The 22,374-nt window shown below is 64.7% G+C and carries 23 protein-coding genes; 4 read left to right on the forward strand and 19 right to left on the reverse strand.

The features are described from left to right. Positions 1 to 132 precede the first annotated feature (132 nt). The gene (locus AC1DW9_RS02355; protein ID WP_476776541.1) at positions 133 to 1,113 is read left to right on the forward strand and encodes a Bug family tripartite tricarboxylate transporter substrate binding protein; all 981 of its coding nucleotides are present in this window, start codon (positions 133 to 135) and stop codon (positions 1,111 to 1,113) included. Between the two features lie 23 nt (positions 1,114 to 1,136). Here AC1DW9_RS02355 and AC1DW9_RS02360 read toward each other — a convergent pair whose 3' ends face one another. Continuing rightward, a complete protein-coding gene (locus AC1DW9_RS02360) occupies positions 1,137 to 1,694 on the reverse strand; it encodes a regulatory protein RecX (RefSeq protein WP_476776542.1) in 558 nt (185 codons plus the stop codon). A gap of 1 nt (position 1,695) precedes the next feature. Beyond that, positions 1,696 to 2,115, reverse strand: a complete 420-nt coding sequence (gene arfB, locus AC1DW9_RS02365; protein WP_043234302.1) for an alternative ribosome rescue aminoacyl-tRNA hydrolase ArfB — start codon at positions 2,113 to 2,115, stop codon at positions 1,696 to 1,698. 37 nt (positions 2,116 to 2,152) lie between these two features. Here arfB and mazG point away from each other — a divergent pair, with 37 nt between their 5' ends. Next, on the forward strand, positions 2,153 to 2,998 hold the full coding sequence (gene mazG / locus AC1DW9_RS02370) for a nucleoside triphosphate pyrophosphohydrolase (RefSeq protein ID WP_476776543.1): 846 nt from the start codon (positions 2,153 to 2,155) through the stop codon (positions 2,996 to 2,998). Between the two features lie 97 nt (positions 2,999 to 3,095). Here mazG and hflX read toward each other — a convergent pair whose 3' ends face one another. From hflX to dusB, 7 genes are all read right to left on the reverse strand, one after another. Next, on the reverse strand, positions 3,096 to 4,481 hold the full coding sequence (gene hflX, locus AC1DW9_RS02375; RefSeq protein ID WP_476855016.1) for a GTPase HflX: 1,386 nt from the start codon (positions 4,479 to 4,481) through the stop codon (positions 3,096 to 3,098). Positions 4,482 to 4,485: 4 nt separating this feature from the next. Continuing rightward, positions 4,486 to 4,734 carry an RNA chaperone Hfq gene (gene hfq / locus AC1DW9_RS02380; protein WP_069880868.1) on the reverse strand — a complete coding sequence of 83 codons (249 nt, stop codon included), beginning with the start codon at positions 4,732 to 4,734 and terminating at the stop codon, positions 4,486 to 4,488. A 213-nt stretch (positions 4,735 to 4,947) separates the two neighbouring features. After that, positions 4,948 to 6,315: a nitrogen assimilation response regulator NtrX gene (gene ntrX, locus AC1DW9_RS02385; protein WP_476776545.1), complete on the reverse strand. Its 1,368-nt coding sequence runs from the start codon at positions 6,313 to 6,315 to the stop codon at positions 4,948 to 4,950. After that, positions 6,312 to 8,594: a sensor histidine kinase NtrY-like gene (locus tag AC1DW9_RS02390; protein WP_476776546.1), complete on the reverse strand. Its 2,283-nt coding sequence runs from the start codon at positions 8,592 to 8,594 to the stop codon at positions 6,312 to 6,314. The genes ntrX and AC1DW9_RS02390 overlap by 4 nt, the downstream gene beginning before the upstream one ends. A 130-nt stretch (positions 8,595 to 8,724) precedes the next feature. Further along, entirely contained in the window at positions 8,725 to 10,176 is a 1,452-nt protein-coding gene (ntrC, locus tag AC1DW9_RS02395) for a nitrogen regulation protein NR(I) (RefSeq protein ID WP_441491630.1), read from the reverse strand. An 18-nt stretch (positions 10,177 to 10,194) separates the two neighbouring features. Further along, on the reverse strand, positions 10,195 to 11,280 hold the full coding sequence (locus AC1DW9_RS02400; protein WP_069882745.1) for a two-component system sensor histidine kinase NtrB: 1,086 nt from the start codon (positions 11,278 to 11,280) through the stop codon (positions 10,195 to 10,197). Between the two features lie 73 nt (positions 11,281 to 11,353). Continuing rightward, positions 11,354 to 12,376, reverse strand: coding sequence for a tRNA dihydrouridine synthase DusB (gene dusB / locus AC1DW9_RS02405; RefSeq protein ID WP_476776547.1), 1,023 nt, complete (start codon positions 12,374 to 12,376; stop codon positions 11,354 to 11,356). Positions 12,377 to 12,539: 163 nt separating this feature from the next. Between dusB and AC1DW9_RS02410 the strand changes: the two genes are divergently transcribed. Both AC1DW9_RS02410 and AC1DW9_RS02415 read left to right on the forward strand, forming a co-directional pair. Then, positions 12,540 to 13,745 (forward strand): bifunctional 2-C-methyl-D-erythritol 4-phosphate cytidylyltransferase/2-C-methyl-D-erythritol 2,4-cyclodiphosphate synthase, encoded by a 1,206-nt coding sequence (locus AC1DW9_RS02410; protein ID WP_476776548.1) that lies wholly within the window; start codon positions 12,540 to 12,542, stop codon positions 13,743 to 13,745. Positions 13,746 to 13,756: 11 nt separating this feature from the next. Next, positions 13,757 to 14,254, forward strand: coding sequence for a CinA family protein (locus AC1DW9_RS02415; RefSeq protein WP_441491633.1), 498 nt, complete (start codon positions 13,757 to 13,759; stop codon positions 14,252 to 14,254). On the opposite strand, the gene AC1DW9_RS02420 is transcribed toward AC1DW9_RS02415, so the two are convergent. The 10 genes from AC1DW9_RS02420 to AC1DW9_RS02465 form a co-directional block, all read right to left on the reverse strand. Then, a complete protein-coding gene (locus AC1DW9_RS02420; RefSeq protein WP_476776549.1) occupies positions 14,226 to 14,714 on the reverse strand; it encodes a type II toxin-antitoxin system RatA family toxin in 489 nt (162 codons plus the stop codon). The genes AC1DW9_RS02415 and AC1DW9_RS02420 overlap by 29 nt on opposite strands. Before the next feature lie 14 nt (positions 14,715 to 14,728). Beyond that, positions 14,729 to 15,733 carry a lipoyl synthase gene (lipA, locus tag AC1DW9_RS02425; protein ID WP_441491635.1) on the reverse strand — a complete coding sequence of 335 codons (1,005 nt, stop codon included), beginning with the start codon at positions 15,731 to 15,733 and terminating at the stop codon, positions 14,729 to 14,731. A gap of 91 nt (positions 15,734 to 15,824) precedes the next feature. Continuing rightward, the gene (locus tag AC1DW9_RS02430; protein ID WP_069880860.1) at positions 15,825 to 16,109 is read right to left on the reverse strand and encodes a GlsB/YeaQ/YmgE family stress response membrane protein; all 285 of its coding nucleotides are present in this window, start codon (positions 16,107 to 16,109) and stop codon (positions 15,825 to 15,827) included. 71 nt (positions 16,110 to 16,180) lie between these two features. After that, positions 16,181 to 16,525, reverse strand: coding sequence for a GlsB/YeaQ/YmgE family stress response membrane protein (locus tag AC1DW9_RS02435; protein WP_441491636.1), 345 nt, complete (start codon positions 16,523 to 16,525; stop codon positions 16,181 to 16,183). Between the two features lie 47 nt (positions 16,526 to 16,572). Continuing rightward, positions 16,573 to 16,821, reverse strand: coding sequence for a GlsB/YeaQ/YmgE family stress response membrane protein (locus AC1DW9_RS02440; protein ID WP_441491637.1), 249 nt, complete (start codon positions 16,819 to 16,821; stop codon positions 16,573 to 16,575). Between the two features lie 72 nt (positions 16,822 to 16,893). Then, complete coding sequence (gene lpdA / locus AC1DW9_RS02445) at positions 16,894 to 18,333, reverse strand: dihydrolipoyl dehydrogenase (RefSeq protein WP_476855017.1); 1,440 nt, start codon at positions 18,331 to 18,333, stop codon at positions 16,894 to 16,896. A 66-nt stretch (positions 18,334 to 18,399) separates the two neighbouring features. After that, positions 18,400 to 19,146 carry a YqhG/Tai3 family protein gene (locus AC1DW9_RS02450; protein WP_476776551.1) on the reverse strand — a complete coding sequence of 249 codons (747 nt, stop codon included), beginning with the start codon at positions 19,144 to 19,146 and terminating at the stop codon, positions 18,400 to 18,402. A 60-nt stretch (positions 19,147 to 19,206) separates the two neighbouring features. After that, entirely contained in the window at positions 19,207 to 20,538 is a 1,332-nt protein-coding gene (locus AC1DW9_RS02455; protein WP_476776552.1) for a pyruvate dehydrogenase complex dihydrolipoamide acetyltransferase, read from the reverse strand. Further along, positions 20,529 to 20,912, reverse strand: coding sequence for a hypothetical protein (locus AC1DW9_RS02460; RefSeq protein ID WP_113512609.1), 384 nt, complete (start codon positions 20,910 to 20,912; stop codon positions 20,529 to 20,531). Before AC1DW9_RS02460 ends, AC1DW9_RS02455 begins: the two co-directional genes overlap by 10 nt. 4 nt (positions 20,913 to 20,916) lie before the next feature. Then, complete coding sequence (locus AC1DW9_RS02465) at positions 20,917 to 22,326, reverse strand: pyruvate dehydrogenase complex E1 component subunit beta (RefSeq protein ID WP_441491641.1); 1,410 nt, start codon at positions 22,324 to 22,326, stop codon at positions 20,917 to 20,919. Positions 22,327 to 22,374: the final 48 nt, after the last annotated feature.

A 22,374-nucleotide genomic window follows, 5' to 3' on the forward strand; every position in this document is an offset into this window, starting at 1 on the left:
TCGGCCAAATGGCTTGCTTGTCATTTGCTGCGGCCGATGCCCTAATCCATTTAGATGCATACAGAATGCCGCAATGGCATCGCGTCAATGGCCATCAAGAGCCTGGTTTCGTTTCAGGGAGGACGAGCATTCATGATCAAGTCTAGCTGGCTCATCGCGCTTGCGGTATCCGCGGGTTTCGGCGTGGCGGCCACTGCTCCGGCGCAGGCCCAGGCCTGGCCGCAGAAACCCATCACCTTCATCGTGCCATTCCCGGCCGGCGGCGGCACCGATGCCTTTGCCAGGCCGATCGCCGCCCAGCTCGAGCAGCAGCTCGGGCAGCGCATCATCATCGACAATCGTGGTGGCGCCGGCGGCACCGTGGGCGCTTCGGCAGCGGCGCGGATGGCTCCGGATGGCTACACCTTCTTCGTTGGGGCCGCGCATCATGCGATTGCGCCTGCGCTCTATCCGAAGCTCGACTACAATATCCAGACCGATTTTGTTCCGGTTGGGGTCATCGCCCAGCCGCCCCAGGTCGTCGTCGTCCATCCGGGCAAGGTCCAGGCCAAGACGCTGGCCGAGCTGATCGACTACGCCAGGAAAAATCCGGACAAACTCAACTACGCATCAGCCGGAAACGGCACGACGCACCATCTTGCAGGTGAACTCTTCAAGCTCGTCACCAAGACCAACCTGACCCATGTTCCCTACCGCGGCGCCGGACCCGCGATGCAGGATCTGGTCGCTGGCCAGGTCGATGTGATGTTCGATGGGCTTGGCTCCTCGGCCGCACAGGTGCAAAGCGGTGCGCTGCGTGCCCTGGCGGTCGCCGCCCCGGCGCGCTCGGATGCCATTCCGGACGTGCCGACCGCCAAGCAGGCCGGCCTTGACGGCTACGAGGTCGCGACCTGGTACGCCATCTGGGCGCCGAAGAACACGCCGGACGACATCGTGACGCGCATGCGCGGCGAGATCGAGAAGGCGCTGAAGGCTCCGATGATCACCGAGGCCTGGAAGAAGAACGGCTCCACGATTCCTGCGATCTACGGAGCCGATTTCGGCAAGTTCGTCACAGCGGAAGTGGCGCGCTGGGGCAAGGTCGTCGACGACGCCAAGATCAAGCTCGACTGAAGCGCCCTTCCCGGAAGTGGCGATCAGCTTTCGTCGCCCGCGCCGTCGATCACGGCGCGGGCGATTGTCATCGTAAAGCCAGCCCGGGCGAGCGCCGCGAGATCCTTCTGGCGGTTCTCGGCACGGTCCCTGCGGCTCCAGGGCCCAAGCCGCTTGCGTCGGGCGGCGATCCGCGCCGCAGCCAGTTCCTCATCCTCGGTGGCGCGGCTCACCTCCGCGACCAGCTCGCGTCCGACGCCCTTGGCCGCAAGTCGCGCGGCAACGGCGCGGGCGGACTGCCCTTTTCGGCGCAAGGTTGCCGCCCTTCCTTCCGCAAAGCGCTTGTCATCGACCAGCCCTGCCGCAACGCAGCGCGCCACCGTTTCATCGATGAGTGCGGCGAAGGATCGGGGTTCGTCGCCATGGTGGCGGCAGCTCATCATCACCTTGCGTTGAAGGACGCGCTGCAACTGCCCGGCAGGGGCCGAGTAGCGCTCAAGATAATGCATCGCCGCTCGCTGCAGATAATCGGCGCTGATCCGCCGTGGCGGTTTGCGCGGACTGGCGCTGTGCGGGGCGCCGGCCCCATTGGTAGCGCTCATTCTAGTCCAGACCAGGTTTCGATCGTGCCGACTTGATCGATGAACGCCGGTCCTTGCTTTGCAGGCGGCGCTCCTTCGATGCCTTTGTCGGCTTGGTCGGCCGGCGTGTTTCGGGGCGGACCGCGGCCTCGCGGATCATGTCCAGCAGGCGCTCCAACGCCTCCTCGCGATTGCGCTTCTGGCTCCTCTGCGCCTGGGCGACGATGACGATGACGCCGTCCTGCGTCAGCCTGCTGCCCGCGATTTTCATCAGCCGGATCGCCACATCATTCGGCAGGGACGGAGATCGGCGCGCATCGAACTTCAACTGGACTGCGCTCGATACCTTGTTGACGTGCTGTCCTCCTGGCCCGGAGGAGCGCACGAAACTCTCCTCGAGCTCGCTCTCGTCGAGGGTAATGGACGGGGTGACTTGAATCATGGGAGGACGGTAGCTCAACCTCCGGAGAATTGCAGCGTTGAAGCCCTCTCGCGATATTGCCCGGCTGATCGAGATCATGGCGGCGCTAAGGACGCCCGGCACCGGCTGCCCCTGGGATCTGGAGCAGGACTTTGCTTCGATCGCCCCTTATACGGTCGAGGAGGCCTATGAGGTCGCCGACGCGATCGCGCGCGGCGACAAGATCGATCTCAAGGACGAACTCGGGGATTTGCTGCTGCAGGTGGTCTTCCATTCGCGCATGGCCGAGGAAGAGGGCTCCTTCTCCTTTCCCGATGTGGTCGAGGCGATCACCAGCAAGCTGATCCGCCGCCACCCGCATGTCTTCGGCGATGCGCGAGACCTCTCGCCGGCCGAGGTCAAGGCGCTCTGGCACCGCATCAAGGCACAGGAGAAGGCCGACAAGGCCGCAGCCCACCGCGCTGCCGGGCTGCCCGAGGCCAGCGAGGACAGGGGTGTTCTCGCCGGCGTTCCCCATACATTGCCCGCTCTCACCCGTGCCTGGAAGCTCCAGGCCAAGGCCTCGACCGTCGGATTCGACTGGAACGATGCCAGGCTCGTTCTGGACAAGATCCGCGAGGAAACGGCGGAGATCGAGGAGGCCCTTGCCGGTGGCAGCAAGGAGGCCATCCGGGAGGAGATCGGAGACCTGCTCTTCGTCGTTGCCAACCTGGCGCGTCATGTCGATGCCGACCCCGAAGGGTGCCTCAACGCGGCCAACATCAAGTTCGAACGCCGATTCCGGGGGATCGAAGACGCCCTTGCCGCCGAGGGCCGGGACGCGAAGGATGCGACGCTCGACGAGCTGGAAGCGCTCTGGCAGGCGGTAAAGCGCATGGAAAAGGCGAAGGCCGGCGCTGGCTAGAGCGTCGGCCCGAAAGGTGGATTGCGGTTTTCGGGAAAGCCGATGCAAACACGGAAGGTCAGATCACCGGACCCGATGTGATATCCGGTCCGGTAGTCTAACCTTGGCGTTCTGCCTGGGGAAAACGCGCCCCAAACGCCCCTTCCCGCTCCGGCGGGAGCCGCACGGTCAAGGCGAGGGCGCCGTCCTCCGCATCCTCGCGGCTGAGGACCTCGCCATTGGTGTGCAGCCAGGCAAGCGACTTGCCGTCGCYGGGCTCGAGCGTGAGCCGGTAGACCGGCCGGCTGCGCGCGATGCGGGTTTCGATCGCGTCGGTCAGGCGGTCAACGCCTTCGCCCGTCAAAGCTGAAACCAGGACGGGACGTGACGCAACCGGCCTGAGCTCTGCCAGCGCAAGCTGCCGGTCGTGCTCGTCTCCGACGAGCAGGTCGGCCTTGTTCCAGACCTCGACGACCCGCTGTCCATCATCGGGATCGATGCCGAGGTCCCTCAGGATGGCCTGCACATCGGCAGCCTGCGCCTGCGTATCGTCATGAGCGAGGTCGCGCACATGCAGCAGCACATCGGCTTCGATCGCATCCTCAAGCGTGGCCCGGAAGGCCGCGATGAGCTGGGTCGGCAGGTCCGAGATGAAGCCGACGGTGTCTGATAGCATGATGCGGGCACCATGCGGCAGCTTGATTGCGCGCGCGGTCGGGTCGAGCGTCGCAAACAGCATGTCCTGGGCCAGGACGTCGGCCGAGGTCAGTCGATTGAACAGCGTCGACTTTCCAGCGTTGGTGTAGCCAACCAGCGCAACAACCGGGTAAGGCACACGTTTCCGGCTGGCACGATGCAGTGAGCGAGTACGTTTCACTGTATCGAGATCGCGCTCGATCTTGGTCATCCGCTCCTGGATGACGCGCCGGTCGGCCTCGATCTGCGTCTCGCCGGGACCGCCAAGGAAGCCGAAGCCGCCACGCTGGCGTTCCAGGTGGGTCCAGGACCGCACCAGGCGGCTCTTCTGGTAATTGAGGTGGGCGAGTTCGACCTGCAGCGCGCCCTCCTTGGTGCGGGCGCGCCGTCCGAAGATCTCAAGGATCAGGCCGGTTCGGTCGATGACCTTGCAGCCCCAGGCCTTTTCAAGATTGCGCTGTTGCACCGGCGACAGCGCGCAATCCATCACGACGAGGGCGATCTCCTCGTTGTTGATGCGCTCGGCGATCTCTTCGACCTTGCCCTTGCCGAGATAGGTCGCCGGTCTCAGCGCCGTCAGCAGCGCAGAGATGGGCTCCACTACGAAAAGATCGATCGCAGCCGCAAGTCCCACCGCCTCGTCCAGCCGCGCGGCGAAGGAGCGTTGATTCGCATCCGCCGCCGCGCCGCGGCGCTGCAGGTAAGGGCCGATGACGAAGGCACGGGTGTTGGCCGCGATGTCGCGCTCGATCTCGTCGAGCGGCTTCACCCCGGCCGGTACGTTGTCCGTGCCCGAGCGCCCCGCCACGGCCTCAGGCCTTGTCCGTTTCCTCAGGCTCGAAGAGCTGAACCGGATGGCCGGGCATAATCGTCGAGATGGCATGCTTGTAGACGAGCTGCGAATGTCCGTCGCGACGGAGTAGCACGCAGAAATTGTCGAACCAGGTGACGACGCCCTGCAGCTTCACGCCGTTGACGAGGAAAATCGTCAGCGGAATTTTCTGCTTGCGGACGTGGTTGAGGAAGGTGTCCTGAAGGTTTTGAGCCCGCTCTGCGGCCATGTTCAGCCCCTGTTGTTGGGATCGCGCTTCGGGTTGCGTTGGCGATCCAATTCGTTCCGTTCAGCGTCCGGCCGAGCGCCGGGGCATTTCGGAACACCGATAAGGTCATTAGACCGCGTGCATATGCTGCAATGCAAGTGGTTCGACAGGCATGCGCAGCAGATAGTCCTGCGTTCGACGCAGGCGCACATGCAGATCGCGCCTGCCTCTCCGTCAGCCGACCCCGAGCGACTTCAGCTTGCGGTGCAGGGCTGAGCGCTCCATGCCGATAAATTCGGCCGTGCGTGAGATATTTCCGGAGAAGCGAGCGATCTGTGCGATCAGATACTCGCGCTCGAAAATCTCGCGCGCATCGCGCAGTGGCAGGCTCATCAAGCGTTCGCCGCCAGACCCCGACGGCGTCGTCGGCACCATGGCGCCCACCTCGGCGGGCAGCATCTCGATGGTGATGTCGGCGCTCGGATCCCCCTTGGTCAGAATCATCAGCCGTTCGACATTGTTGCGCAGTTCGCGGACGTTACCAGGCCATTCATGCGACTGCAGAACCGCCATCGCGTCGCCGCCGATTCTGCGCTTCGGCAGGCCGGTCGCGACCGAGATCTGGTCCATGAAGAACTCGATCAGTTCTGGCACGTCCTCGCGCCGCTCGGAGAGTGACGGCACGCGCACCGGCACCACGCTCAGCCGATGATAGAGATCCTCGCGGAAGCGCCCGTCGGCGATCAACTGGGCGAGATCGCGGCTGGTCGATGAAATGATGCGGACATCGACATGGACGCGCGTCGCGCCGCCGACGCGCTGAAAATTCTGATCGACGAGAACGCGCAGGATACGGTTCTGCGTCTCTCGCGGCATGTCGCCGATTTCGTCGATATAGAGCGAACCGCCATGAGCTTCCTCGAGCGCCCCGACCCGGCGGGAACGGCCCTCCCCGCCCTCGACGCCAAAGAGCTCCTCCTCCATCGTTTCCGGCGTGATCGTCGCTGCGTTGATGACGATGAAGGGGCCGGTCGACCGGCTGGAGGCCTCGTGCAGGGTCCGGGCGGCCAGCTCCTTGCCGCATCCGGGCTCGCCGGTGATCAATACGCGCGCATTGGTGGGCGCGACGCGGTCGATGGTCTGGCGCAACTGGTTGACGACGGTCGACTTGCCGACGATCCGGCTTGCCTGCACCGAGCGCGTCTTCAGTTCGCGCACTTCGCGCCGCAGTCGCGACGCTTCGAGCGCGCGCTCGGCGACCAGGATCAGCCGGTCGGCCTTGAACGGCTTCTCGATGAAGTCATAGGCACCGCTCTTGATGGCGGACACCGCGGTCTCGATGTTGCCGTGACCGGAGATCATCACCACCGCAAGGTCCGGATGACTCTCCTTGATCAGGTCGAGCACCTGCAAGCCGTCGAGCCGGCTGCCCTGCAGCCAGATGTCGAGAAAGACCAGATTCGGCCGGCGGGCCGCGATCGCCGCCAGAGCCTCGTCCGCGGATCCCGCCCTGCGCGTGCGGTAGCCCTCGTCCTCGAGCAGGCCGGAAACCAGTTCTCGGATGTCGACTTCGTCGTCTACGACCAGAATGTCAGCGCTCATTCCTGAGTTCCGTTCTGCTTGTTCATGGCGATATCGGCGGGCTTGCCACCGGCTTCGGCATCAACGGGTTGCTGCTCCGGCCCGGCTTCGGGGAACCAGAGCCTGACGCGCGCGCCGCGTCCGCCTTCATGGACGTCCGGTCGGTCGAGCAGTTCGATGCCCCCGCCATGGTCCTCGAGGATCTTGCCGACGATCGCGAGACCGAGCCCGGTGCCGCCCTCGCGTGTCGTCATATAGGGTTCTAGCAGCTTCTGGCGCTGATCGATGGGCAGGCCTTTGCCGTTATCGATGACGTCGATGATGATCAAGCCATCGTCGCGACGCTGGAAAGAGACATCGATCCTGCCGGGGCCGCGTTGGTCCATCGGCAAGGCTTCGATCGCTTCGGTGGCGTTCTTGATGACATTCGTGAGCGCCTGGGACATCAGCCGGCGGTCGAACTGCGCCAGAACAGGCTCCGCCGGCAGATCCTCCGACAGCGTCAGCTCCGGATTGCCGACACGCATCAGGAAGACGATCTGGCGCACCGTCTCGACGATGTCCTCACGCTCCAACGAGGGCTTCGGCATGCGCGCAAAGGAGGAGAACTCGTCGACCATGCGCCGGATATCCTCGACTTGGCGCACGATCGTCGCCGTGCATTGCTCGAAGATCTCCTTGTCGTCGACGATCACGCGCCCGAACTTGCGCCGGATGCGCTCGGCCGAGAGCTGGATTGGTGTCAGCGGATTCTTGATTTCATGGGCAATGCGCCGTGCGACGTCGGCCCAAGCCGCCGTGCGCTGCGCCGAGACCAGATCGGTTATGTCATCCAGCGTCACGACAAGACCTGCGCCAGCTCCCTCGCCTTCACGCACGGCGCGGACATTGACCATGCGGTCATGGCCGGCACGCGTGATCGCAATCTGACCGGAGCTTTGTCTCTGCCGATTATGCAGCGCTTCGGCAACGAATCCTGCGATTTCGGGGGCGACCTGACCGATCGGCTCGCCCAGCAAACGGCCGCCGGCGCCAAGCAGGATCTCCGCAGAGCGGTTCATGATGGTGATGTGGCCGTCGGCATCGAGGCCGAGCACGCCGGAGGATACACCCGACAGGACCGTTTCGGTGAAGCGCCGTCGTCGATCGATAACTTCGCTGGCCGTGACCAGCCCGTCGCGCTGCCGGCGCAGCTCCGCCGTCATCTTGTTGAAGGTTTCACCGAGATGGGCAAGGTCGCCCTCCGATCGTCGTATCGGGACCTGGACATAGAAATTGCCGCTGGAGACCTGGTCGGTCGCGTGGATCATGCGTCGGATCGGCGCCACGAGCCCGTTGGCGAAACTGAGTCCGATCCAGATCGCCGAAAGCAGCAGGATGACGGCGATCAGGGCATACATCGAGGCAAAGGCGATCTGCACGCCCTTCCGGCGTGCATCGATCGAGAGATACTCGACGGCGGCGCCACGGGCGACGGCCGGAAACTCGACGGCGAGCGGGTTCACCTCACGGGCGACATAGAGGAAAGCGTTGTCGTAGGTCGGCAGCTTGACCAGCGCGCCGAAGATGCGCCCGGTCGAGGGCAGCACGCAGATCGGCTCGGGCGAGGATTGCGCATCCTCGAACGCGGCTTCATCGGGTTTTGGCGCATCGCGCAGCACATCGATATTCGCCCTGACGAGGACCGTCGCCGGCGGGCGCATGATCGTGGCGACTGGCACGCCAAGCGCCGTGGCACGGGCTGTCAGGAAGTTCTCGAACCATTTGCGGTCGGCATCGAAGGCAGGCTTCGCCCGCGTCAGATCGTCCGCCAGCACACGGATTTCGCGGCCGAGCGACTGGCACTGGCCCGCCGCATAGGCGTCGGCGACCTCTACCGATTTGAAGATGGCATCGCGCATCCGATCCGAGAACCAGGGCTCGAGGCCGCGTTCGATGGTAACGGTCGCGATCACCGCCACGAGCACCGCCGGCAAGGCGGCAATGATGCTGAACAGGCCGACGATGCGGACATGCAACCCGGCGGCCGCAGCCCCGGCACGCCTTGCCCGGATCAGCACCGCCGTCTCGAATGCGACGATGATCAGCAGCAGCAGGATCAGGAAGCCGTTGAGCACGAAGACGCCAATGACGACCTCGTGCACCGGCACGATGGGAGTCGCGCCGGACAGGACGAGGAACGTCACCAGTGCCGAGACGAGCGCGAACACGACGACGAGGGCCCCGAGCCAGCCCGAGACGCGTCGCGGCGTATCCTCGCCACGCGGCGTGATCCTGATATCGCTGATGGAGGCGGTCACTCTGTCTCAACAACTCCGCGAAAGCCGGACGCAAGGGTGCCCGGCTCGGCGCACTGATGCGCCGCCGCAACGGTGTTGTCAAAATATGACATATGAAAGGCAGGAAACCGCTGCCCCGCCTTACAAAGGCTCAGCGTGGCGAGCGGACCACCTGCATGTCGAGTTCCCGAATCTTCTTGCGCAGGGTGTTGCGATTGAGCCCGAGCAGCTCGGCTGCGCGGATCTGGTTGCCGCGGGTTGCGGCAAGCGCAGCGGCGATCAATGGCGGTTCGACCTCGCGCAAGATACGGTGATAGAGGCCGGGTGGCGGGATATTGTCGCCGAACCCGCCGAAATACTGACCGAGATGACGCTCGACCGAACCGGACAGGGTCTCCGCCCGCTCCGGCCCCGAGCTATGGGCGAAGCTCGAGGTTGCGGAGGCCGGCTGCAGTTCGGCCTCGACGATCGGTGCGGTGATCGTCTCCTGTGGATAGAGGGCAGCGAGGCGCCGGACGAGATTTTCCAGTTCGCGGACATTGCCCGGCCAGCGATAGCGCCGCATCACGTCCATCGCTTCCGAATCGATCTGCTTGCGCGGCAACCCTTCCTTCTCGACCAGCGAGAAGAAGTGCCGAACGAGATCCGGAATGTCTTCGACCCGCTCGCGCAGCGGCGGCAGCCTGATCGGCACGACGTTGAGCCGGAAGAACAGATCCTCGCGGAACAGTCCCTGCGCGATCGAGATACGCAAATCCTTGTTGGTCGCCGCCACGATCCGGACATTCGTCCTGATCGGCGTGCGTCCACCGACCGTCGTGTATTCGCCCTGCTGCAGCACTCGCAGGAGCCGCGTCTGGGCCTCCATCGGCATGTCGCCGATTTCGTCGAGGAAGAGCGTGCCGCCCTCGGCTTGCTCGAAGCGGCCGGAAGAGCGGGTGAGTGCGCCGGTGAAGGCGCCCTTCTCATGGCCGAACAGTTCGGATTCGATCAGGTCCTTCGGAATGGCGGCCATGTTGATGGCGACGAAGGGACCGTTGCGGCGCTTGCCGTAATCGTGGAGCGCGCGGGCAACCAACTCCTTGCCTGTGCCGGACTCGCCGTTGATCATCACGGTGAGATCGATCGGCATCAGCCTCGCGAGCGCCCGGTAGACGTCCTGCATGGCGGGCGAACGGCCGATCAGCGGAATGTCATCGGGCTCGGCCGCGGCATTGGCACGTCCGCCATCGCCGCGCGGCCGCGAGAGGGCTCTCCCGACGATCGCGACGAGTTCCTTCAGATCGAAGGGCTTCGGCAGATATTCATAAGCGCCGCGCTCGGACGCCTTGATCGCGGTCATGAAGGTGTTCTGCGCGCTCATCACGATGATCGGCAGGTCAGGTCTCACCCGCTTGATGCGCGGCAGCAGATCGAAGGCGTTCCCGTCGGGCATCACCACATCGGTGATGATGAGATCGCCCAGCCCTTGCGCTGCCCAGGTCCAGAGTGTCGCCGCCTGTCCTGTCGTCCGGACCTCGTACCCGGCCCGCGCGAGGGCCTGGTTGAGCACCGTGCGGATCGCGGCGTCGTCGTCGGCGATAAGAATGTTACCGGTGGGCATTCAATTATCCTGTGAACCTCAAGCGCTCCGTGTGGGACGCGCTTCATGCAGGGGCAGAAGAATCCGGAATGTCGTGCGCCGCGGCACAGACTCGCATTCGACGATTCCGCCGTGGTCGCCGATCACCTTCGCTACGAGTGCAAGTCCAAGGCCACTGCCCTGAGCCTTGGTGGTGACGAAGGGATCGAACAGATGCGGCAGCAGGTCGTGAGGCACGCCGGGGCCGTTGTCGCGGATGCCGATCTCCAGCGGTAGTGCGATCCGGCTTGCCGAGCCGGCATGCTGCATGCGGATGCCGGGGCGATAGGCCGTGGTCAGTGTGATCTCGCCATCAATCGCATGTTCACCAATGGCTTCCGCCGCATTCTTCATCAGGTTCAGTAGAACCTGGACCAGCTGATCGCGGTTGCCGGCGACCGGCGGCAGTGAAGGGTCGTAAACCTCGTTGAAGCGGATGTGCCTGGCAAAGCCCGATTGGGCCAGCCGTTTCACATGGTCCAGCACGTCATGGACATTGACCGGCCCGCGCTCACTCGGGCGTTCATCGCCAAACAGCTCGACACGCTCGACAAGCTTCACGATCCGGTCGGCCTCGTCGCAGATCAGCTGGGTCAGCATCCGATCGCTGTCAGGCACCGAGGCTTCAAGAAGCTGCGCCGCACCACGAATGCCGGAGAGCGGGTTCTTGATCTCGTGTGCGAGCATCGCGCCGAGGGCGGTGATGGAGCGGGCTGCTCCTCGATGCGTCAGCTGTCTGTCCATTTTTTCGGCAATTGTTCGTTCTTGCAGCATCAGCACGACGGCTTCGCTCTGATTGGGCAAGGGCGAGGCAAAAACATCGACGATGCGCTCGATGCCGATCCGGGGCGAGCCCAGATCCAGCCGGTACTCGGTGACGCTGGCGCCGCGCCGCTGCACATCCTCCACCAGGGACAGCACGGGGGAGCCAAAGGCGATCACATCGTCGAGACGCTGGCGCTTGAGCACGACCACGCTCGACTGGAAGAAGTCTTCAGCCGCCGTGTTGGCGTAAAGAATGCCGTGCCCTTCGCCGATGACGAGCACCGGCATGGGCAGGACATTCAGCGCCTGCATTTCCACCATATCGAGCAAGGTCAGATCCCGCTCATCGCCAACCTCGTCGGCAAACGCCATCGCCATACGCAATCGTCCTCGCTCAGGCTGCCTCGCGGCTGCATTCAGTGGAAAACAAGGCAGCCAGCGCGCGCAGGGCCTGATGAGGATCATCCGTGGTCAAGAGCGCGCGACGTTGTTCGGGGTCGGGGGCGCAGCCGGTTGCGACCGCCTCATCGGCATAGGCGGCCAGATGCTTCCGGGCATGACGCACGCCCTGCTCGCGGCCGAGCAGGGACAGCAGGCCCTCGTAGTGTTCCTGCGCGACCGCATGCTTCTGTGCTGCGCTCAACTCCGTCACCTGGCGTCCGGCGAGTGCGTCGCCCACCGCGCCGACAAGCCAGGGCCGCCCCAGAGCCGCGCGTCCGACCATGACGAAATTCGCGCCCGAGCGCTCAAGGCATGCCTCGGCATCGGCGACGCCATGAATGTCGCCATTGGCAACGAGCGGGAAATCACCGGTTTCGCGCACGGCCTGAATCGCACGCCAGTCGGCGACGCCCTTGTAGAATTGCTGCCGGGTGCGGCCATGGACCGTGATCATCGCGGCGCCGGCGGATATGGCGCGGTGCGCCAGCTCGGGCGCGTTGCGGGACGCGTCATCCCAGCCGAGCCGCATTTTCACCGTCACCGGAATGTTCACGGAACTGACCGCCGCCTCGACAAGCGAAAGCGCATGGTCGAGATCGCGCATCAGCGCCGAACCGGCCCAGCCGCCCGTCACGCGCTTGGCGGGGCAGCCCATATTGATGTCGACGATCTGCGCCCCGGTTGCTTCGGCCAGCCGGGCAGCCTCTCCGAGCCAGTGCGGATCGCAGCCGGCAAGCTGGACGACATGCGGGAAGACCCCTGCCCCCTCGGCGCGCAACCGGGCCTCTTCGCTGCCGCGCACGAATTCGTCGGATGCGACCATTTCTGAGACGACGAGCCCCGCACCGAATCGCGCAGCGATGCGACGCATCACGACGTCGGTGACGCCCGACATCGGCGCCAGAAAGGCTCGGGAGGCGATCGCAACCCCGGCAATGCCGGAGAGTTCGTCGCCCGATTTTGAGGCAATATCCATTGTGGCTATTTATTGGACATTGCTGCATCAGCGCAAGGGATTTCGAACCAATGCTGCAATGCAATATCGACGCAGCCCGGAACGGATGGTCGCAGCGCTTCGCGCCGCACTTGGCGATTGCATAACCGGCGACTATCAACCGGGCTCTAGCTGGAGCCTTGCCGTGTCGTCCGAAACAGTGACAAGTCTTCCGTCGGTGGCGGCCCTCGTCGTTGCGGCGGGGCGCGGCCTGCGTGCCGGCGGAGACTTGCCAAAGCAATATCGCCTTCTCGCCGGCCTGCCAGTCCTGCGGCGAACCCTGCTTCCATTGCTGGCTGAGCGGGCAATATCCCATGTCGTGGTCGTCATCGGGACCGGTGATGAGGCCTGCTATGCCGATGCTGTCGCAGGCTTCTCGTCCGGCAAGCTGCTCGGCCCGGTCACGGGGGGCGCGACCCGGCAGGACTCGGTGCGACTTGGCCTGCGGGCATTGGCAGCATCAGGATTCGATGGAACCGTGCTGGTCCATGATGCAGCCAGACCGTTCGCGTCCCGAAACTTGATCGAGCGCGCAATCGAAGCCGCGCAGAGCGGTTCGGCTTCTATCCCTGCCCTGCCGGTCACCGACACGATCAAGCGTGTGGACGGCAAGGGACAGATCATCGAGACACCGCCCCGCGACCAGCTCGTCAGCGTGCAGACGCCCCAGGCCTTTGCCTTCCGCTCGTTGCTGGCAGCCCATGAGGCGGCAGCTGCCGCAGCTGTCACCGGTCTCACCGACGATGCCGCCCTGATCGAATGGGCGGGCCATGCGGTCACGACCTTCCCTGGAGAGGCCATGAACGTGAAGCTGACGCATCCCGAGGATTTTGTGCTGGCGGAAGAGAGGCTCCGCAGGCAGCTGACCACCCGGGTCGGTACCGGCTATGATGTCCACGCCTTCACCGATGGCGATCATGTCTGGCTCGGTGGTGTCCGCATTCCGCACTCGCGCGGTGTGCGAGCCCATTCCGACGGCGACGTTGCGTTGCACGCCTTGACCGATGCCATTCTCGGGGCGCTGGCGGATGGCGATATCGGCACGCATTTCCCGCCGAGCGATCCGCAATGGCGCGGGGCCTCATCCGACCGCTTTCTCGCATTTGCCGCCGAGCGCGTCAGCGGGCGCGGCGGCGTGATCGACCATCTCGATCTCAGCATCGTTTGCGAGGCACCGAAGGTCGGCCCCTATCGCGAGCAGATTCGGGCGCGGATCGCCGAAGTCACGGGTGTGCGGCTTGACCAGGTTGGGCTCAAGGCGACGACATCGGAACGCATGGGCTTTACCGGTCGCGGCGAAGGGCTGGCGGCCTTGGCAACAGCCACGCTGCGCCTGCCCAACGACGAGTAGGGGCAACCACCATGTTCGATTCCGAGATCACCGCACTGGCCATCGACGTTCTGACGATCTGCCGTGATCGTGGACTGAGCGTCGCGACGGTCGAGTCCTGCACAGGTGGGCTCGTCTCGGGCGCACTGACCGCAATCCCGGGCTCGTCGGACGTCGTCAATGGCGGGCTGGTGACCTATTCGAACGCCGCCAAGACTGCATTGGCAGGCGTGAGTGCGACGCTGATCGACAGCTACGGTGCGGTCAGCGAGCCGGTTGCCCGCGCCATGGCGGAGGGCGGCCGCGCGGTGCTCAAGGCCGATCTCTCCGTCGCGGTCACCGGCGTTGCCGGGCCGGGCGGAGGCAGCGCCGCCAAACCCGTCGGGCTCGTCCATTTCGGCTGCGCGTCAACCGCGTTGACCACGCATCGGGAAAAGCGCTTCGGCGATCAGGGGAGAGACGAAATCCGCCGCCTCTCGGTCATCGAGGCGCTCGAGATGCTCAAGCAGGCGGCGCTGAGCCATCGGTGACCGTGGTCCGGGCACGGCCATAGACCAGGTCGGCCCGCCTCTCGAAAGCCTCGGCGAACTTGCGAAAGGCCTTGTCGAACATCGTACCCATCAGCAGGCTGAGCATGCGGCTGGCGAACTCATAGGAGATGAAGAAGGCGATCTCGCAGCCTCCTTCCATCGCCTTGAAGCTCCAGCGGTTCTCGAGATGCCGGAACGGGCCGTCGACATACTCGACAAGGATCTTCAGGTTGGCAGGATCAAGCGTGACGCGACTGGTGAAGGTCTCGCGGATCGCCTTGTAGCCGACCGTCATGTCGGCCATCAGCACCTCGCCGCCGCCTTCGCGCGGCGTCCGGCGTCGTACCACCAAGCCTTCGCAAAGCGGCAGGAACTGGGGGTATTTCTCGACATCCGCCACGAGCGCGAACATCCGCTCCGGCGAGTGCTTCACCCGGCGGGTGCTGTTGAACATCGGCATGAGATGCTACGCGCTCAACCGCCGAGCTTGGCTGCGCGGGCGTCCCTCAACCGCGCGAAATCCTCACCCGCGTGATGCGAGGACCGCGTCAGCGGCGTCGAGGACACCATCAGGAAGCCCTTCACATAGGCGATCGCCTCGAAACCCTTGAATTCGTCGGGCGTGACGAAGCGGATCACCGCGTGATGTTTGCGCGAGGGCGCGAGGTACTGGCCGATGGTCATGAAATCGACGTCGGCCGAGCGCAGGTCGTCCATCAGCTGAAGGATCTCGTTCCGCTCCTCGCCGAGACCGACCATGATGCCGGACTTGGTGAAGATGGTGGGGTCGAGTTCCTTCACACGCTGCAGCAGGCGCAGCGAATGGAAGTAGCGCGCGCCGGGGCGCACCTTCAGGTACTTGCCGGGCACCGTTTCGAGATTGTGGTTGAACACGTCCGGCTTGGCCGCGACCACCACTTCGAGCGCGCCGGGCTTGCGCAGGAAATCCGGCGTCAGGATTTCGATCGTCGTGCCGGGCGAAGCCTCGCGGATCGCGCGGATCACGCGGGCGAAATGCTCCGCACCACCGTCATCGAGATCATCGCGGTCGACCGAGGTGATGACGACATGCTCGAGGCCGAGCTTGGCCACGGCTTCGGCGACCTTGCGCGGCTCCTCCTGGTCGAGCGGCTGGGGCACGCCTGTCTTGACGTTGCAGAAGGCGCAGGCCCGCGTGCAGGTGTCACCCATGATCATGAAGGTGGCGTGCTTCTTCTCCCAGCACTCGCCGATATTCGGGCAGCCCGCTTCTTCGCAGACCGTGACGAGCTTGTTCTCCTTCACGATCTTCTGCGTTTCTGCCCATTTCGGTGAGCCGGGCGCCTTCACCCTGATCCAGTCCGGCTTGCGAAGGACGGGATTCTCCGGGCGCTTCTGCTTCTCGGGATGGCGCAACTCGGCCGCAGGTTTGGCATCCGCCTTGGGATTGCCGACATTGGGCCGCGGGTCGCGGTTCAGAAGATCGAGAACGAGAGCCATGTCGTTTCCAGTCACCCGGCGCCTGCAAGAGGCGCCAATTTGCTCTAGCTAATCTGCATCAGGCCCGGCGGCAACCTGACCGGAGGTCGCGTCAGGCTGCAGGTTTCCGCAACGCGTTCCAGATCACGATCACCACGCAGGCGCCCGCGATGGCCGCGACCAGGGTGCGAGGGAAGCCGTGGATCGGGATGTCGAGCAGCTCGGCCAGGCGGCTGCCGACGAAGGAGCCTGCCACGCCCACCAGCATGTTGGTGAAGAGGCCGTGATCGGACGACGTGATGCGCTCCGCGATCCAGCCGGCGAGCAGGCCGATCAGCAGTGTCGCGAAGAAGCCGTAGCCGGGCGTGCCGAGTGCGGCGTAGATGGGGCTATCCATGATCCGTCGTCCCTTTCGTCAGCCTGCAGGATGAATCCGTCGGACAGGCCGGGGACGGCCTGCACCGGTCGTCATGCGATGAACCTGGCCAGCAGCACCACGAGGATCGCGCCGAGCACCGCCATTGCCGCCTCGTCGAGAAAGGCGTGTCCGGTCCGCACCCGCCAGCCGGTGATCCGCACCAGCCCCTGCCCGACCAGCATGCCGAGCACTCCGACAACGGCGTGACGGATCAGCCCGCCACCGCCCACCACGAGGCTGGCGACGAAGCCCGTCACGGTCCCGAGCAGGATCGTCGGCGCGAGCGCCCGCCAATCCAATGGCAGGCCGCGACCAGGAGGCAGGACCTCGACCTTGTCATCGGGGATGACGCGGTCGTGACCACGGGATTTGCGCGTGCGCGGGCGTGTCGTCATCGCTGGGATATGCCCTCGCACAGCGCGAGTTTCCAGACCGGGAAATGTCAGGCGATCAGACGCGCCAGCAGCACCACGACGATGGCGCCGATCGTCGCCGTGATGATCTGCGAGACCAGCGGGTTGCCGATGCCGAGATTCACGCCAATCGCCGAGAGCAGAAAGCTGCCGACGAAGGCGCCGATCAGGCCGGTGATGATGTAGCGGACAAGCCCACCACCACCGACGACGATACTGGCGAGCCAGCCGGCGACGAGACCGATGATGATGGCGACGATAATCGAACGCAGATCCATGGTGGTCTCCAGCTCTCGTGTGTCAGTCTGCCATCACGGAACCTGGCGCGGAGGGCGCCCGGTTCAGCATCTCTACGCGTTCAGCACCTTCCCATAGGCGTCGAGCACGCTTTCCTTCATCGTCTCCGACAGCGTCGGATGCGGGAAGATGGTGTGCATCAGCTCTTCCTCGGTCGTCTCGAGGTTCATGGCGACGACGAAGCCCTGGATCAGCTCGGTCACTTCCGCCCCGACCATATGCGCGCCGAGCAGCTTGCCGGTCTTGGCATCGAAGATCGTCTTGACCAGGCCGCTATCCTCGCCGAGCGCGACCGCCTTGCCGTTGGCAACGAAGTTGAACCGGCCGACCTTGAGCTCGTGCCCTGCCGCCTTGGCCTTGGCCTCGGTCAGGCCGACGCTGGCGATCTGCGGGTGGCAATAGGTGCAGCCCGGGATCATGTTCTTGTCCATCGGGTGCGGATGAAGGCCCTTGATCGCCTCGACGCAGATCACTGCCTCGTGCTCGGCCTTATGCGCCAGCATCGGCGGCCCCGCGACGTCGCCGATCGCGTAGATGCCCTTCACATTGGTCCGGCAGAACTCGTCGATGGCGATGAAGCCGCGATCGGTCTTCACCCCGAGCGTTTCCAGACCGAGATTCTCGACATTGGCAACGACGCCGACGGCGGAGATCATGCGATCGGCTTGAATCGTCTGCTTGGCGCCCTTGTCGTCCTCGATATGGGCCGTGATCGAATCCGCCGATTTCTCGACCTTGGTCACCTTGGCGCTGGTGATGATCTTCATGCCATGCTTCTCGAAGGCCTTGCGGGCGAAGGCGCCGATCTCGGCATCCTCGACCGGCACGACCTGCGGCAGCACCTCGACCACCGTCACCTCGACGCCCATGGTGCGGTAGAATGAGGCGAACTCGATACCGATCGCGCCCGAGCCCATCACCAGCAGCGATTTCGGCATCTTCTGCGGGACCATCGCCTCGAAATAGGTCCAGATCAGCTTGCCATCCGGCTCGAGACCGGGAAGAGCACGCGGGCGTGCGCCCGTCGCGACAATGATGTGGTCGGCGGTGTAGCTGCCCTCGCCCTTGGCATTCTTCGGCGGTGGAACCTGCGGCTGCATGGCAGGCTTCGCCGTCTTGCCGACCACGATCGTGCCGGGCTTGGTCAGCTTGGCCTCGCCCCAGATGACGTCGACCTTGTTCTTCTTCATCAGGAACTGGACGCCATTGTTCATGCGGGCGGCGATGCCGCGCGAGCGTTGAACGATGGCGGCAAGATCGGCCTTGAAGGAGCCCTCGAGCGTCAGCCCATAGTCCTTGGCATGCTGGCCGTAATGCAGAATCTCGGCCGAGCGCAGCAAGGCCTTGGTCGGGATGCAGCCCCAGTTCGAGCAGATGCCGGCAAGGTGTTCGCGCTCGACGATCGCCGTCTTGAAGCCAAGCTGCGCCGAGCGGATCGCTGCGATGTAACCGCCGGGGCCGGAGCCGATGAYGATGACGTCGTAGTCGGACATGTCCCTAACCCTTGTTCTAAATCGAAACCCGTCGCGCCGCGCGGTGCAGACGCCAAGCTCGATCGGCTACCATTGCTGTTTCGCTGCCCCCAGCTTCTGCAAGGCAGCGATGGATTGTGGCTCCCGCCCAAGCAGGAATGGGGCCTTGGTGCGCGCGGCGAGGCCAAAGACGTCGCCCTTGCGGGTCTCCCTCAATGCTTCACGCTGTTTCGCGTAGCTGCCGCATTCAAACCCGCTACCGCGATGCCCCGTCACGGGATTGTAGGAATTCGCAGCATAGCGGAAGCAGACATAGTTGAGGTTGATCTGGCCGCGGTAACGCCCTTCCTGAGGATCGTCGATCTCAGCCGAGGCGTTTTCCCAAAGCACGTTGAAGGTCCCGCGCAGGATCACATCGTTTCCGGGATACCAAAGAAAGGTCGTGCCGTTTGGTGCGATATACTCGACCTGAGTGCCGTGCTGAGGGCTATGGCTAACGATCGTTCTGTCGGCGAAGAACGACGCGCTCACCTCCGGGGCGGCATAGGCTCGGGGGAACGCTGCCGTTCCCGAGGCTGCCTTGGGTTGCGTGTTGCGCGAGGTGTAGTCCGCTTGGGTCAGCACGGGCCGCGGCGCGAACAGTGCCCTCGGCCTGCGATATTCGCGCGCGACCGCTGGTCCGAACTCAACCACAGGCGGATGGCTCGCGTTGACCTCTTTCGCTGGCGAGGTCGCTGCCGAATGAGGGGTCTGACAGGCAGTAAGCAACAGGGGAAGAACTGAGGCGATCAGCGAATACCTTCCCAACCGCCTGTCTCTGTGGCTTGCGCCCATTTGTCCCCTCAACCGATCGTCGTGCAGGCCAATCCGACTCTTGCGACGTCTAAACGCCCATCACACCAGCATCGCTATCGGCTTCTCCACATAGCCTTTGAAGGCCTGCAGCAGTTCCGCCCCGAGCGCGCCATCGACCGCGCGGTGGTCGGTCGAGAGCGTCACCGACATGATGGTCGCAATCGCCAGCGCACCGTTCTTGACCACGGCGCGCTGCTCACCGGCGCCGACCGCAAGGATCGTCGCATGCGGCGGGTTGATCACCGCGGCGAAATCCTTGACGCCGAACATGCCGAGATTGGAGACCGCCGACGTGCCGCCCTGGTATTCCTCGGGCTTGAGCTTGCGGGTCTTGGCACGCGCCGCCATGTCCTTCATCTCGTTCGAGATCTGGCTCAGCGGCTTGTGGCAGGCGTCGCGGATGATCGGCGTAATCAGGCCGCCCGGGATCGATACCGCGACGCCGACATCGGCATGCTTGTGCTTGAGCATGGCACCGTCGGTCCAGCTGACATTGGCATCCGGCACGGCGCGCAGCGCCAGGGCGAGAGCCTTGATCACCATGTCGTTGACCGAAAGCTTGTAAGCCGGCTTGCCGTCCTTCTCGGGTGCCGCAGCATTGAGTTCTGCGCGCAGCTTCAGCAGCGCGTCGAGCTCACAATCGACCGTCACGTAGAAATGCGGGATCGTCTGCTTCGCTTCGGTCAGGCGGCGCGCGATGGTCTTGCGCATGCCGTCATGCGGAATCTCCTCATAGGAGCCTGGCTCGAACAGCTTCTTGACCGCCTCGTCGGAGGGGCCGGCCGCGAGCGGGGCACCCGCCGGCTTGGGCGTGGCTGCCGCAGGAGCGGCTGCCGGCGCGGCCTTGGCGGCGCCGCCGGCCTTCGCCGTCTCGATATCGCGCTCGACGATCCGTCCGTGCGGGCCCGAGCCCTGGACCTTTGCAAGATCGAGCCCGGCATCCCTGGCGAGGCGACGCGCCAGCGGAGAGGCGAAGGGGCGGCTGCCGTCGGCAGCATGCGCAGCGGGCTGCCCAGCCACAACCGGGGCAGCTGCGGGAGCTGCCGCTGCTGCCTTGGCCTCGACCTTCGGCGCAGTCTCGCTCTTGGCGGGCGCGGTGCTGGGGGCCGATACGCTCTTGGCGTCCTCGCCCTCGCCGGCGATCACGCCGATGATTTCGTTGACCGCGACATCGGCCGTGCCTTCCGGCACCACGATCTTGGCCAGGATGCCCTCGTCGACGGCTTCGACCTCCATCGTCGCCTTGTCGGTCTCGATCTCGGCAAGGATGTCGCCGGACTTGATGGCGTCTCCTTCCTTCTTGAGCCACTTGGCGAGATTGCCCTTCTCCATGGTCGGCGAGAGAGCGGGCATCAGGATGTTTACGGGCATGGCTGGAGGCTCGCTTTTTCCAATTGGATGAGCAGCAGGCGGCGTGTCAGGCCCATGCCGAAGCTGAGGGACACGAAAACGAAGGCGATATAGTCGAGATGTTCCAGGGCGGTGCCGGCCAGCGTCCTCCCGAACATCAGCTCGGGAGCGAAGGTCTGGACTGCCTCCGGGATCAGCGTCAGCACGCCGCCCGCCGCCAGCAGGTAGGCGCAGAGATCGAGGCGGTGCAGGCGCAGGCGGGCGCCCGCTAGATGCGGCGGAGCCAGCGGGCGCGGCCGAAGCCGCTCCCGAGGTTTGAAATACGCGACCGCTCCAGAGGCCCCGGCAGCTGCGAGGCCGACCGCTGCGATCATGGCAGGGACGGTCAGCGCCACGGCATCAGGCCCTGTAGCAGACGGCCTTCGCCGCCGCGATGACCTCGCCGACATTCGGCAGGGCGAGCTTCTCGAGATTATGCGCATACGGCATCGGCACGTCCTTGCCGGTGACGCGGGCGACCGGCGCGTCGAGATAATCGAAGGCCGCTTCCATGATGCGCATGCCGATTTCGGCGGTGACGCCGGACTGCGGGAAGCCTTCCTCGACTGCGACGCAGCGGTTGGTCTTCTGCACGGAGGCAATGACCGTCTCGATATCCATCGGCCGGATGGTGCGCAGGTCGATGACTTCGGCCTCGATGCCTTCCTTGGCCAGGGCTTCGGCGGCGCCGAGCGCATAGGTCATGCCGATGCCGAAGGAGACGATGGTGACATCCGTGCCCGGACGCACGACCTTGGCCTTGCCGATCGGGATCAGGAAGTCGTCGCCCTTCGGAACCTCGAAGGTACGCCCGTAGAGAATCTCGTTCTCAAGGAAGATGATCGGGTTCGGATCGCGGATCGCGCTCTTCAGCAGGCCCTTCGCGTCCGAGGCGCTGTAAGGCATCACCACCTTGAGGCCGGGCACATTCGAGTACCAGGCGGCGTAGTCATGGCTGTGCTGGGCGGCGACGCGGGCGGCAGCACCGTTGGGTCCGCGGAAGACGATCGGGCAGCCCATCTGGCCGCCSGACATGTAGAGCGTCTTGGCCGCCGAGTTGATGATCTGGTCGATCGCCTGCATGGCGAAATTGAAGGTCATGAACTCGACGATCGGCCTCAGGCCGGTCAGCGCCGCACCAACGCCGATACCGGCGAAGCCGTGCTCGGTGATCGGGGTGTCGATGACGCGCTTGGGGCCGAATTCCTGGAGCAGGCCCTGCGTGACCTTGTAGGCGCCCTGATACTCGGCGACCTCTTCGCCCATGACGAAGACATCGCCATCCCGACGCATCTCCTCAGCCATGGCATCGCGCAGCGCCTCGCGGACCGTCATGGTGACGACCTCCGCACCCGCGGGGAACTCGCTCGACGCGTCATAGGACTTCGCCTGAGCAGGTACGCTCGGCGTGGCGGCGGCCGCAGGCGCTTCGGCCGAGGCCTTCTCCGCCTTGGCCTCGGGCTCGGCCGGCTTCTCGGCAACCGCCGCCGGCTTGGCGCCGCCTGAGGCTGCCGCCTTCACATCCTCACCATCGGCTGCGATCACGCCGATCGGCGTATTGACCGCGACGTTCTCGGTGCCGTCGGCAACCAGGATCTTGGCAAGGATGCCTTCGTCGACCGCTTCGACTTCCATGGTCGCCTTGTCGGTTTCGATCTCGGCCAGGATGTCGCCTGCCTTGATGGCATCCCCCTCGGCCTTGAGCCATTTGGCGAGCTTGCCCTCCTCCATGGTGGGCGAAAGCGCGGGCATAAGGATATCAATCGGCATGAACACACCCGGAATTTGAAAGGACGCGGGATCAGGAGATGCCGGCAA

The sequence above is a fragment of the Allobosea sp. P4_E12 genome (genome assembly GCF_056401655.1).